The sequence below is a fragment of the Streptomyces sp. RerS4 genome, from assembly GCF_023515955.1.
GTDB lineage: Bacteria > Actinomycetota > Actinomycetes > Streptomycetales > Streptomycetaceae > Streptomyces.
Window position 1 is genome coordinate 1,496,315 of sequence record NZ_CP097322.1, and the last position, 12,716, is coordinate 1,509,030.

General features: G+C 70.4%; 11 protein-coding genes. 4 read left to right on the top strand and 7 right to left on the bottom strand.

The window, feature by feature from the left end:
• Positions 1-5 precede the first annotated feature (5 nt).
• Positions 6-434 (bottom strand): DUF948 domain-containing protein, encoded by a 429-nt coding sequence (locus M4D82_RS06810; protein ID WP_249765178.1) that lies wholly within the window; start codon positions 432-434, stop codon positions 6-8.
• Between the two features lie 177 nt (positions 435-611).
• A complete protein-coding gene (rpsD, locus tag M4D82_RS06815) occupies positions 612-1,223 on the bottom strand; it encodes a 30S ribosomal protein S4 (RefSeq protein WP_249765179.1) in 612 nt (203 codons plus the stop codon).
• A 55-nt stretch (positions 1,224-1,278) separates the two neighbouring features.
• Here rpsD and M4D82_RS06820 point away from each other — a divergent pair, with 55 nt between their 5' ends.
• Complete coding sequence (locus M4D82_RS06820; protein ID WP_349637048.1) at positions 1,279-2,199, top strand: DUF2470 domain-containing protein; 921 nt, start codon at positions 1,279-1,281, stop codon at positions 2,197-2,199.
• Between the two features lie 2 nt (positions 2,200-2,201).
• Here M4D82_RS06820 and M4D82_RS06825 read toward each other — a convergent pair whose 3' ends face one another.
• From M4D82_RS06825 to M4D82_RS06840, 4 genes are all read right to left on the bottom strand, one after another.
• Positions 2,202-3,557, bottom strand: a complete 1,356-nt coding sequence (locus M4D82_RS06825) for a replication-associated recombination protein A (protein ID WP_249765181.1) — start codon at positions 3,555-3,557, stop codon at positions 2,202-2,204.
• A gap of 62 nt (positions 3,558-3,619) precedes the next feature.
• Positions 3,620-4,234 (bottom strand): vitamin K epoxide reductase family protein, encoded by a 615-nt coding sequence (locus M4D82_RS06830; protein WP_249765182.1) that lies wholly within the window; start codon positions 4,232-4,234, stop codon positions 3,620-3,622.
• Positions 4,235-4,371: 137 nt separating this feature from the next.
• Positions 4,372-5,634: a histidine--tRNA ligase gene (gene hisS, locus M4D82_RS06835; protein WP_249765183.1), complete on the bottom strand. Its 1,263-nt coding sequence runs from the start codon at positions 5,632-5,634 to the stop codon at positions 4,372-4,374.
• Positions 5,635-5,644: 10 nt separating this feature from the next.
• Complete coding sequence (locus M4D82_RS06840) at positions 5,645-6,355, bottom strand: MBL fold metallo-hydrolase (RefSeq protein WP_249765184.1); 711 nt, start codon at positions 6,353-6,355, stop codon at positions 5,645-5,647.
• A 153-nt stretch (positions 6,356-6,508) separates the two neighbouring features.
• Here M4D82_RS06840 and M4D82_RS06845 point away from each other — a divergent pair, with 153 nt between their 5' ends.
• The 3 genes from M4D82_RS06845 (at position 6,509) to M4D82_RS06855 (ending at position 10,184) form a co-directional block, all read left to right on the top strand.
• Entirely contained in the window at positions 6,509-7,291 is a 783-nt protein-coding gene (locus M4D82_RS06845; protein ID WP_249765185.1) for a peptidylprolyl isomerase, read from the top strand.
• A gap of 191 nt (positions 7,292-7,482) precedes the next feature.
• Complete coding sequence (locus tag M4D82_RS06850) at positions 7,483-8,712, top strand: DUF349 domain-containing protein (RefSeq protein ID WP_249765186.1); 1,230 nt, start codon at positions 7,483-7,485, stop codon at positions 8,710-8,712.
• 221 nt (positions 8,713-8,933) lie between these two features.
• The gene (locus M4D82_RS06855; protein ID WP_249765187.1) at positions 8,934-10,184 is read left to right on the top strand and encodes a glycosyltransferase family protein; all 1,251 of its coding nucleotides are present in this window, start codon (positions 8,934-8,936) and stop codon (positions 10,182-10,184) included.
• 91 nt (positions 10,185-10,275) lie between these two features.
• Here the strand turns inward: M4D82_RS06855 and M4D82_RS06860 are convergent, their stop codons facing one another.
• A complete protein-coding gene (locus M4D82_RS06860; RefSeq protein WP_249765188.1) occupies positions 10,276-12,690 on the bottom strand; it encodes a RelA/SpoT family protein in 2,415 nt (804 codons plus the stop codon).
• Positions 12,691-12,716: the final 26 nt, after the last annotated feature.

The window sequence follows — 12,716 nt, forward strand, 5'->3', positions numbered from 1 at the left end:
AGGTCTCAGCCCTTCTGCTTCCGGCGACCGGGCGCCGGCACGGTACGGCCGACGATCACGGTGCGTCGGGGTGTCTTCGCGGGCGCCCCCTCCGTCCGGCCCAGCGCCTTGCGGACGCCGTAGCCGAAGGCCGCGACCTTGACCAGCGGGCCGCCGAAGGTGGAGGCCACGGTCGAGGAAAGGGCGGAGGCGTTGGAGGTGACTTCCTGGACGTCGCTCGCGATGGCGTCGACCCGGTCGAGTTGGGTGCGCGCGGAGCGGACGGTGGTGGACGCGTCGGCGAGCAGCGGGACGGCCTGCTCGGTCACGTCGGCCACGAGTTTGGTGGTCGCCTTGAGCACCTGGGCGAGCCTCGCCAACGCGAGGGCGAGGAAGGAGACCAGGATGGCCCAGAAGACGGCCACGAGGATCCCGGCCACCTCTCCACCGGACACTTTGCACCGCTTCCTGAACTGGGAAACCCGACGAGAAAAAGTCTCCTCCGACCCTATCGCGCCGGAGATCCGCCGCAGTACCGGAATTCGGAGGTCGGGGCCGGGTACGGGAAAGCCCGCCGCCCCCCTGAGGGGACGGCGGGCCGACACCAGCCTGTGAGGGCTACGGCCGCTGGATCAGCGGGCGTAGTACTCGACGACGAGCTGCTCGTCGCAGATGACCGGGATTTCCTTGCGGTTCGGGTCGCGGTCCAGGCGGAAGGCCAGGGCCTTCAGGTTGACCTGCAGGTAGCGCGGGGTCTCGCCCTCGCCTGCGTAGCCACCCTCACGGGCAACCTGGAACGGAACCTTCTCGCGGCTGCGCTCGCGGACGGTGATGACGTCGTCCGGGCGGACACGGAACGACGGCTTGTCGACCTTGGAGCCGTTGACCTCGATGTGGCCGTGAACGACCATCTGGCGGGCCTGGTAGATGGTGCGGGCGATGCCCGAACGCAGGACCAGGGCGTCGAGGCGACGCTCGAGCTCGACGACCAGCGCCTCGCCCGTCTTGCCTTCGGCCTTCTTCGCACGGTCGTAGGCGCGAGCCATCTGACGCTCGGAGATGTCGTACTGGGCGCGCAGACGCTGCTTCTCGAGCAGACGGACCTTGTAGTCCGAGTTCTGCTTGCGGCCACGGCCGTGCTCGCCCGGCGGGTAGGGGCGGGCCTCGAAGTACTTGACAGCCTTCGGCGTCAGGGCGATGCCGAGGGCACGCGACTTCTTGACCTTGGGTCGCTTCTGGTTCACGGGGAACCTACCTCCATGTAAGTTAGGTGAGGCTTACCTTAGCGAGGAGGACGTAATGTCTCGACCACATGGGATCCCCCTGCCCAGTGCGCGTCGAAGTTCGGATTCCAACGAAACGGAATCCGCTTTCGACGACGATAAGCAAGGTCAGCCGCGTCCCAGGGAAGGCGTTCGGCAGCTCACCGGAGCCGAACGCGTACGAACCCTCGTAGAGTCCAACGCCTCAGTATCCCTCACCGTGCCGGGTGCTTTCGACCAGCTGCGGTCTCTTGACCAGGCGGAGTACGGGACAGGGATGCCGGCCGCGCGGACCGTCACCCCGGACGGGGACGTGATTCTCCTTGTCTCAGGGGAATCCGCGGCTGCCAGGGCAGCCGCTCACGCCCAGGACGACGACCTCACCGCCGTGATCGAGATCACGGATGTGGCGCCGGTGTCCGTGCCCCATCGTATACGGGGCCGCGCCTGGCTCGCCGGGTGGCTGACGCCGGTACGCGGCGACGACCGGGCCGCCTGCGCCGCCCTGCTCGCCGAGCGCCGGCCCGTGGGCGAGCTGCTCGGGATGTCGGAATCGCTCGACGCCCCCGCCACCGGCCGCCCCGCCTGGACGATGCTGCGCCTGGAGGTCGGCGAGATCTCCGTGGACGACCTCTGGGGCGCCGAGCACGTGGACCCGGAGGAGCTGGCGAGCGCCGCGCCCGACCCGGTCTCGGCCCACGAGGCGGAGCTGCTCCAGCACCTGCACACCGCGCACGCCGAGCGGATCGCCGACCTGTGCGCGCTGCTGGGCGCCCGCGACACCGCCGGCATGACCGCCGTCCCGCTCGCCCTGGACCGCCTGGGCCTGCGCGTACGCTTCACCGCCGGACCCGGCCGCGCCTCCTTCGACGCCCGCTTCGACTTCCCGGAGCCGGTGGCGGACATCTGCGGACTGCGCCGGGCGATGCGGAGCCTCTTCGCGGCGGCCTCCCACTGAGATCAGGAGCCGCCGCCGCGCAGCCGTTCGCGGACCTTGTCCACCACGTCCGCGTACCGCGCCTCCGCGCCGTAGCGGGTGGGCTCGTAGTACCGCTTGCCGTGCAGCTCGTCGGGGGCGTACTGCTGCGCCGCGATCGCGCCGGGCACGTCGTGCGGGTAGACGTAGCCGACGGCGTGGCCCAGCTTGGCCGCGCCCTTGTAGTGCCCGTCGCGCAGGTGCGCCGGTACGGCGCCGGCGAGCCCGGCCCGTACGTCGGCCAGGGCCGCGCCGATCGCGGTCGTCGCGGTGTTCGACTTGGGGGCCAGCGCGAGGGCGATCGTGACGTGCGACAGGGTGAGGGCGGCCTCGGGGAAGCCGATCATCGCCACCGCCTGGGCCGCCGCCACCGCGAGCGGCAGCGCCGTCGGATCGGCCAGGCCGATGTCCTCGCTGGCCGAGATCATCAGCCGCCGCGCGATGAACCGGGGGTCCTCCCCCGCCTCGATCATCCGGGCCAGGTAGTGCAGCGCGGCGTCCACGTCGGAGCCGCGGATCGACTTGATGAGGGCGCTCGCCACGTCGTAGTGCTGGTCGCCGTCCCGGTCGTACTTCACCGCCGCCCGGTCGACGGCCTCCTCCAGGGTCTGGAGGGTGATCTCCGCCTCCCCCTTGGCGAGGGCCGAACCGGCGCCGGCCTCCAGGGCCGTCAGCGCCCGGCGCGCGTCGCCGCCGGCGATGCGCAGCAGGTGCGCCTCGGCGTCGGCAGGCAGGGACACCGCCCCGCCCAGGCCCCGCTCCTCGGTCAGGGCCCGGCGCATCAGGGCGCTCAGGTCCTCGTCGGTCAGCGGTTCCAGCGTGAGCAGCAGCGAGCGCGACAGCAGCGGGGAGATGATCGAGAAGTACGGGTTCTCCGTGGTCGCCGCGATCAGGGTGACCCAGCGGTTCTCCACGGCGGGCAGCAGCGAGTCCTGCTGCGCCTTGCTGAAGCGGTGGATCTCGTCGAGGAAGAGGACGGTCTCCTTGCCGTACCCGCCGGCGGCGCGCTTGGCGCCCTCGATGACCGCCCGGACCTCCTTGACCCCGGCCGTGATCGCCGACAGTTCGACGAACCGCTTCCGCGTGGCCTGGCTGACCACATAGGCGAGGGTGGTCTTCCCGATGCCGGGCGGGCCCCAGAGGATCACCGACGAGGCCCCGGCCGGCCCTCCGGCGCTCTCCCCCACCAGCCGCCGCAGCGGTGAGCCGGGCTTCAGCAGGTGCTGCTGGCCGACCACCTCGTCCAGCGTGCGCGGGCGCATCCGGACGGCGAGGGGGGAGGCCGAGGGGTCCTTCTCCTGACGGTCCTCGGCGGCGGCGGTGAAGAGGTCTGGTTCCACACCGAAAGCCTATGCGAGGCCACCGACAGCGCCGCCGGTCCGCCGATCGGGAGGGGTCCCGATCAGGAGGTCCAGAAGTCCCACCAGCGCGTCAGGATCAGCATGCCGATGATCCCGACGTGCAGCACGGGCAGGACCCAGGTGAACTCGTCGAGGAAGCCGCGCAGCCAACCGGGGGCGGGCAGCAGGCCCTGGCGCACGTTGTGCGAGGTGACGTACCAGAACATGACGATCGTGGCGACCCAGGCCAGGCAGCACCACAGGCACAGGGAGTTGATGGTGTACAGCGACTGGTACATCAGCCAGGCGCAGAAACCGACGCCGAACAGGGTGCCCGCGTTGAGGGTGAGCCAGTACCAGCGGCCGAACCGGGCCCCGGCGAGCAGGCTCATGCCGACGCAGATCACGATCCCGTAGGTGACGAGCCCCAGCATTGGGTTCGGGAAGCCGAAGGCCGCCGCCTGCTCGCTCTTCATGATGTTGCCGCAGGAGACGATCGGGTTCAGGCTGCACCCCGGCGTGAAGTTCGGGTCCTCCAGCAGCTTGAACTTGTCGATGGTGATCACCCAGGCGGCCAGGAGCCCTGCCGCTCCGCTGATCACGAGCAGCAGGGCCAGTGCCCGGCTGCCGCCGTACGTCCGCGGCGCGGTATCCGCCCCGGCACCCGTTGTCGTCATACCCGCCCGCTCCACATCCGCAAGGTCATCCAGCACCGGCGCCATTGTGCCGTACCTGCCCGCCCGCCCACCGTTCGGTGGAGATAAAGGAAGCGGGGCGGGGGAGCCTCTCCCCCGCCCCGCTTCCGCCCGCCCGATCAGGCCAGACGGGTCTTGACCACCTCGACGAGGTCGGCCAGGGCGACCGGGGTCTGCTCGCCGGCCTCCATGTCCTTCAGCTGGACGACGCCCTCGGCGAGGTCGCGCTCGCCGGCCACGACGGCGAACCGCGCGCCGGAGCGGTTCGCGTCCTTCATGGCGCCCTTGAGGCCCTTGCCGCCGTACGAGAAGTCCGCCGCGATCCCGGCCCGGCGCAGCTCGGTCACCTTGCCGAACAGCACCCGGCGGGCCTCGTCGCCCAGCGCCACCGCGAAGACGGAGGTGGCGGCGGGGATGTCCAGCTCGACGCCCTCGGCCTCCAGGGCCAGGACGGTGCGGTCCACGCCGAGCGCCCAGCCGACGGAGGGCAGCGCCGGGCCGCCGATCATCTCGGACAGGCCGTCGTAGCGGCCGCCGCCGCCGACGGCGGACTGCGAGCCCAGGCCGTCGTGGACGAACTCGAAGGTCGTGCGGGTGTAGTAGTCGAGGCCGCGCACGAGCTTCTCGTCGTCCTCGAAGGCGACCCCGGCGGCCGTGATCAGCGCCCGGACCTCCTCGTGGTACGCCTTGCACGCGTCGCACAGGTAGTCGCGCAGCATCGGGGCGCCGACCAGCTGCTTCTGTACGTCGACCCGCTTGTCGTCGAGGACGCGCAGCGGGTTGATCTCGGCCCGGCGGATGGTCTCGGCGTCGAGGTCGAGGCCGCGCAGGAAGTTCTGGAGGGCCTCCCGGTACACCGGGCGGCACTCCTTGTCGCCGAGCGAGTTCAGCAGGATGCGGAAGTTCCGCAGGCCCAGGGAGCGGTAGGCCTGGTCGGCCAGGATGATCAGCTCGGCGTCCAGCGCCGGGTCCTCGGCTCCGATCGCCTCGGCGCCGACCTGCGAGAAGTGGCGGTAGCGGCCCTTCTGGGGGCGCTCGTAGCGGTAGTAGGAGCCGGAGTACCAGAGCTTGACGGGCAGGTTGCCCTGCTTGTGGAGGCTGGCCTCCAGGGCCGCGCGCAGGACGGAGGCGGTGCCCTCGGGGCGCAGGGCGAGCTGGTCGCCGCCCTTCGTCTCGAAGGCGTACATCTCCTTGGAGACGATGTCCGTGGACTCGCCGACGCCGCGCGCGAAGAGGCCGACGTCCTCGAAGCCGGGGGTCTCGATGTAGCCGTAGCCGGAGTTGCGCAGCGGAGCGGAGATGGCCTCGCGTACCGCCAGGTACTTCACGGAGACCGGCGGGATCAGGTCGTACGTGCCCTTGGGGGCCTTGAAGGTGCTCACGAAACTCTCGTCACATTCCTCGTCGTGGGGCGGCGGTGCCGTTCCCCAGGCCGGCGGCAACTTCCCGCAGGTACGGGTTGGTCGCGCGCTCGCGGCCGATGGTGGTCTGGGAACCGTGGCCGGACAGCACCACCGTCGAGTCGTCCAGGGGCAGGCACACGCGGGCCAGCGACTGGAGCATCTCGGCGTGGGAGCCGCCGGGCAGGTCGGTGCGTCCGATGGAGCCGGCGAAGAGCAGGTCGCCCGAGAAGAAGACCGACGGGATGTCGGCCAGCTCGGGCATCCGGAAGGTCACCGACCCCTTGGTATGACCGGGCGCGTGCGCCACCGTGAACTCCATCCCGGCCAGCTTCAGGGTGCTGCCGTCGGTCAGCTCGCGGACGTCGTCCGGCTCGCCGACGGTCAGTTCCCCCATGAGCGGCTGCCCGATGGAGCGGCCCAGGGCCTTCTCCGGGTCGCTCATCATGTAGCGGTCCTCGGGGTGGATCCAGGCCGGTACGTCGTGTGCTCCGCACACCGGGACCACGGAGGCCACGTGATCGATGTGTCCGTGGGTCAGGACGACCGCGACGGGCTTGAGCCGATGCTTCTTCAGCGTCTCCTCGACACCCTGGGTGGCCTGGTGGCCCGGGTCGATGATCACGCACTCCTCACCGGCGGCGGGGGCGACCAGATAGCAATTGGTCCCCCAGGCCCCGGCGGGGAACCCGGCAATCAGCACGTTCGTCCCTCAATCGTCGTCCGGCGGGCTACAGCGGATGGGAATCTGCTGCTCAGAGCCTACCGGCGCCCCTCATCTCACAGCGAACCCATATACGGTACGGCCTAACCGAGCCCGGACAGCGGTACCAGAGACGTACAAGGAGACGACCCGGTGGTCACGAGCGATCAGCGGCGGCGACAGCTCGCCAGGGAGAAGTTCGAGCGTCAGCAGAAGCGCCGGGCGGAGGCCCGCCGCAAGGCGCGGCAGCGCTGGGCAATCGCCGGCGCGGCCGGGGCCGTGGTGGTGGCCACGCTGGTCGGCCTCGTCGTGGGCGGTGTCTTCGACTCGAAGGACACGAAGGACTCGGCGGCGGAGCCCTCGCCGTCCGCCTCCGCGCCGACCCCGAAGCAGTCGCCGTCCCCGGCGATGGCGATCGACGACAAGGCGAAGTACACGTTCGCCCTGAAGACGAGCGCGGGCGACGTCCGCTTCGAGATGGACGCGGCGAAGACCCCGCAGACGGTGAACTCGTTCAAGGCGCTCGCCGACAAGGGCTTCTTCGACAACACCAAGTGCCACCGCCTGGTGACCGGCGGGATCAAGGTGCTCCAGTGCGGTGACCCGGAGGGCACCGGCCGGGGTGGTCCGGGCTACAACATCCCGGACGAGAACCTGGACTCCCTCGGCAAGCCGAACGAGCAGGGTCAGGTGGTCTACCCGGCGGGCACGGTGGCGATGGCCAATACCGGCCGGCCGGGGACGGGCGGCAGCCAGTTCTTCCTCGTCTACGAGGACAGCCCGCTGGCCCCCACCTACACCCCGTTCGGCAAGATCGACGCGGCCGGCCTGAAGGTCGTCCAGGACATCGCCAAGGCGGGCACGGCCGACGGCGCGCAGGACGGCGCCCCGAAGACCCCCGTGACCATCGAGAAGGGCAGCGTCACCAAGAACTAGACACGATCCGGCGCCGCCGGGGCCGGCCGGCCGCTCGCCCGTACGTCGATATTGCGTCGTGCTGGATGCGGACAGCCGGCCCGACGGTCGCCTATGTTGGCGTTGTGCAGGGCGGGCGGTGCCCGCCCCAGGAAACTGTGGACGATGCCCGGGGGGTGAACCCCTCACGGGCATCAGGTGGAGGAGGCGCTGTGAGCAGCGACCCGTGGGGCCGAGTCGACGAGACCGGCACCGTGTACGTGCGTACTTCCGAGGGCGAGCAGGTCGTCGGCTCGTGGCAGGCGGGCACCCCTGAGGAGGCCTTGGCCTACTTCGAGCGCAAGTACGAGGGCCTGGTGGTCGAGATCGGCCTCCTCGAACGACGGGTGCGGACCACCGACCTGTCCGCCAAGGACGCCCAGACGGCCATCGAGCACCTGCGCACGCAGGTGGACGAGCACCACGCCGTGGGCGACCTGGAGGCGCTGCGCGTCCGGCTCGACAAGCTGGTGGCGACCGTGGAGTCGCGGCGCGAGGAGCGCAAGGCCCAGAAGGCCAAGCAGGCGGACGAGGCGCGGAGCGCCAAGGACGCCCTGGTCACCGAGGCCGAGCAGCTGGCGCAGAGCGACCAGTGGCGCAGCGCCGGCGAGCGGCTGCGGGCCCTGGTGGACATCTGGAAGGGTCTGCCCCGGCTCGACCGCAAGTCGGACGACGAGCTGTGGCACCGCTTCTCGCACGCCCGTTCCGCCTTCTCCAAGCGTCGCAAGGCGCACTTCGCCGCGCTGGACGCCCAGCGCGAGGACGCCCGCAAGGCGAAGGAGAAGCTGGTCGCGGAGGCCGAGTCGCTGTCGAAGTCGACGGACTGGGGTCCGACGGCGGCGCGCTACCGCGAGCTGATGGACAGCTGGAAGGCGGCCGGCCGGGCGCAGCGCGAGGCCGAGGACGACCTGTGGAACCGTTTCCGCGGGGCGCAGGACGTCTTCTTCGCGGCTCGCAGCGAGGTCTTCGCCGAGCGCGACGCCGAGCAGGTCGAGAACCTGAAGCTGAAGGAGGAGCTGGCCGTCGAGGCGGAGAAGCTCGTCCCGGTGACGGACCTGAAGGCGGCCCGCGCCGCGTTCCGTTCCCTCAACGAGCGCTGGGAGGCCATCGGTCACGTGCCGCGGGACGCGCGTCCCAAGGTCGAGGGCCGGATGCACGCCGTGGAGCGGGCCATCCAGGAGGCCGAGGAGGGCGAGTGGCGGCGTACGAACCCGGAGGCGCGGGCCCGCGCGGCCGGTCTGACGGGGCAGCTGCAGGCGGCCGTCGACAAGCTGCGTGAGCAGATCGACGCCGCGCGCGCCGCGGGCAACAACGCGAAGGCGGACAAGCTGGCCCGGGAGCTGGAGGGCCGGCAGGCGCTGCTGGACCAGGCGCTGAAGGGCCTGGAGGAGTTCGGCGGCTGACGCCACGCCGGCGAGCCTCGCTCTGATGTACGGGCACCACCGGATCCGTCGGGTGGTGCCCGTACGCGTCTTTGACGCGCACGGTGACGCGCACTGTGACGCGCACCCCATTTGTTACGTGGTCTCAACACAGGGTGCGCGCCTGCGGCACCGGACACCTGTGTACCGTTGTACGGTGCCGCAGGTGGCGGCCTTCTGCCGGGCGACGACCAGGATCGAATGTGACGCATACCCAGATACGCGCTGATGTCCCCGACTCACTCCTCGTCGCCGAGCCGCTCACCGGCGCGAAGGACTCCGGGCTTCGAGGTGTCGGACGGCGCGTACGCGACAGCCTGGTGCGCGCCCGGAAGGCACTGCTGATCCACATCGCCCTGCGTGCCACCGGTCTCGCCGTCATGGCGATCTGGGCGGAGCGCAAGGACGTGCGGCCGCTGGAGATCCTCGGTGGGCGCTGGGACGCGATCTACTACCTGCACATCGCCGAGAACGGTCTGACGACCCCGCTGGCGACCCCGTCGCCGTGTGCCTTCGCGGGGCCGAGCTGCCAGATGGCGTTCTTCCCCGTCTACCCGATGCTGACGCGCTGGACCTCGTACGCCACCGGGCTCCCCATGAACTGGGTGGCGATGGGGCTGGCCCTGCTGGCGTCGGTCGTCGCGGCGTGGGGCATCTTCGCGGTCACCGACAAGATCTACGGTCGTCGCGTCGCGCTGTTCACCTGCGCCCTGTTCGCGATCGTGCCGGCCGCGCTGGTCCAGTCGATGGCGTACACCGAGCCGCTGTTCCTGGCCCTGTCGGTGTGGGCGATGTACGCGGTGATGACGAAGTCGTGGCTGACGGCGGGTGTGCTGGCGTTCTTCGCGGGTGCGACCCGGCCGTCCGGTTCGGCCATCGTGGCGGCCGTGGTGCTGGCGGGTGTCTGGGAGTTCGTCCAGTGGCGGCGGGGCCGGCGCGCGCAGCGGCCTCCGGTGGGGCGGATCGTCGCCGCCTCGTTGATCGCCCCGCTGGGGTGGTTCGGGTACGTCGGCTACGTCGGCTGGCACTTCGGGCGCTGGGACGGCTACTTCGAGCTCCAGCGCCGGTGGGGTTCGGTCTACGACGGCGGCTTCGACACCCTCAACGAGCTGAAGAAGACGTTCACCGAGGTCCACACCACCCTCAACCACGTGGTGGTCTCGCTGACGGTGGTCACGGCCGTGGTGCTGTTCGTCCTGATGACGCGCAAGCGCCGACCCCCGATGGTCGTGTGGATCTTCGCCGCGATGATCATGCTGATGGCGCTGGGCGGCGCGGGCTTCTACTTCTCGAAGATGCGCTTCATCATGCCCGCGTTCCCGCTGCTGTTCCCCTTCGCGCTGGCGCTGGCGCGGGCCCGCAGGAGCACCGTCGTGTGGATCATCGGCTCGGCGACGGTCGTCTCGGCGCTCTTCGGCGGCAACCTCAACTTCGTCTGGTGGGGTTGTCCCTGATCCGCTCACCGATCCGCCCCGGACGCCACCTGTCCTCATGACGAAGGGCGCCACCCCCGAGGGGTGGCGCCCTTCGTCGTGTCGCGGCGCCCTACGGCCTGCGGGCCGAGGTCACGCGATAGACGTCGTAGACGCCCTCGACGCCCCGTACGGCCTTCAGGACGTGGCCCAGGTGCTTCGGGTCGCCCATCTCGAAGGTGAACCGGGAGGTCGCGACCCGGTCCCGCGAGGTCTGCACGGCGGCGGAGAGGATGTTGACGTGCTGGTCCGACAGGACCCGCGTGACGTCCGACAGCAGCCGGGAGCGGTCCAACGCCTCGACCTGGATGGCCACCAGGAAGACGGAGGACTGGGTCGGCGCCCACTCCACCTCCAGCATCCGCTCCGGCTGCTGGGAGAGGGAGTCCACGTTGACGCAGTCGGCGCGGTGAACCGATACGCCACTGCCGCGGGTGACGAAGCCGATGATCGGGTCGCCGGGCACCGGCGTGCAGCAACGGGCCAGCTTCACCCACACGTCGTCGACGCCCTTGACCACCACGCCCGGGTCGGCGCTGCCGCGCCGCTTGCTCCGCCCGCGCGCCGGCGGAATGCTCTCCTCGATGTCCTCGCCCGCGGCCTCCTCGCCGCCGAGGGCCTGCACCAGCTTCTGCACGACGCCCTGCGCGGCCACATGGCCCTCGCCGATCGCCGCGTAGAGGGAGGAGATGTCGGGGTAGCGCATCTCGTGGGCGAGGGTGACGAGGGAGTCGCCCGTCAGGATCCGCTGGATCGGCAGGTTCTGCTTGCGCATGGCCCGCGCGATGGCGTCCTTGCCGTGTTCGATGGCCTCGTCGCGCCGCTCCTTGGAGAACCAGGCGCGGATCTTGTTGCGGGCCCGGGGCGACTTCACGAAGCCCAGCCAGTCGCGGGACGGGCCCGCGCCCTCGGCCTTGGACGTGAAGACCTCGACCAGGTCGCCGTTGTCGAGGGTCGATTCGAGCGGCACCAGCCGCCCGTTGACCCGTGCGCCTATGGTGCGGTGACCGACCTCGGTGTGGACGGCGTACGCGAAGTCCACGGAGGTCGCCCCGGCGGGCAGCGCGATGACGTCGCCCTTGGGGGTGAAGACGAAGACCTCGTTGCGGGAGAGGTCGAAGCGCAGCGAGTCCAGGAACTCGCCCGGGTCCTCCGTCTCCTTCTGCCAGTCGAGCAACTGCCGCAGCCAGGCCATGTCGTTGACGGTGTCCTGGCCGGCGCTGCCCTTGGCGGCCTGCGGGACGTCTGTGCGGACCTTGGAGGTGCCGGCGACGGTCTGCTGCTTGTACTTCCAGTGCGCGGCGATGCCGTACTCGGCGCGGCGGTGCATGTCGAAGGTGCGGATCTGGAGTTCGACCGGCTTGCCGCTGGGTCCGATGACCGTCGTGTGGAGCGACTGGTACATGTTGAACTTGGGCATCGCGATGTAGTCCTTGAACCGGCCGGGGACCGGGTTCCAGCGCGCGTGCACCGTGCCGAGGGCGGCGTAGCAGTCACGGACGGTGTCCACGAGGACGCGGATGCCCACCAGGTCGTAGATCTCCGCGAAGTCACGGCCGCGGACGATCATCTTCTGGTAGACGCTGTAGTAGTGCTTGGGGCGGCCGGTGACCGTGGCCTTGATCCGGGCGGCTCTGAGGTCGGCCTGCACCTCGTCGGTGACGACGGCCAGGTACTCGTCGCGCTTGGGGGCGCGCTCGGCGACGAGGCGGACGATCTCGTCGTACATCTTGGGGTAGAGGATCGCGAAGGCGAGGTCCTCCAGCTCCCACTTGATGGTGTTCATGCCGAGGCGGTGGGCCAACGGCGCGTAGATCTCCAGCGTCTCGCGGGCCTTCTTCTCCTGCTTCTCCCGCTTGAGGTAGCGCATGGTGCGCATGTTGTGCAGGCGGTCGGCGAGCTTGATGACCAGGACGCGGGGGTCCTTGGCCATGGCCACGACCATCTTGCGGACGGTCTCGGCCTGCGCGGCCTCGCCGAACTTGACCCGGTCGAGCTTGGTGACGCCGTCGACGAGCAGGGCCACGGCGTCGCCGAAGTCACGGCGCAACTGGTCGAGGCCGTACTCGGTGTCCTCGACGGTGTCGTGCAGCAGGCCCGCCATCAGGGTGGCGGGGTCCATGCCGAGCTCGGCGAGGATGGTGGTCACCGCGAGCGGGTGGGTGATGTACGGGTCGCCGCTCTTGCGCTTCTGGCCGCGGTGCCAGCGCTCGGCGACCTGGTAGGCCTGCTCGATCTGGCGCAGCGTCTCCGTGGGGATCTTCGGGTCGTTGCCGCGGACTATGCGCAGCAGCGGCTCCAGTACCGGGTTGTACGGGTTGGAACGCTGCACGCCGAGGCGTGCCAGCCGGGCGCGCACCCGGTTGGAGGACCCGGCCGGCTTCGCCGGAGCGGGCTTGACCGGCGGGGCCGGCGGGGGCGTGGCTGCGGCCGCCGCGGGCTGCGGGTCGGGCTGCGCGGCGGAGAGTGGCTGGACCTCGTCTGGCAAGAGCGCTCCTCATGAGGATCCGGGGC

What these genes read in the sequence shown, in the direction of transcription:
- M4D82_RS06820 (WP_349637048.1), top strand. Translation starts at nt 1,279, where the DNA reads ATGTCTCGACCACATGGGATCCCCCTGCCCAGTGCGCGTCGAAGTTCG.
- M4D82_RS06830 (WP_249765182.1), bottom strand. Translation starts at nt 4,234, where the DNA reads ATGACGACAACGGGTGCCGGGGCGGATACCGCGCCGCGGACGTACGGC.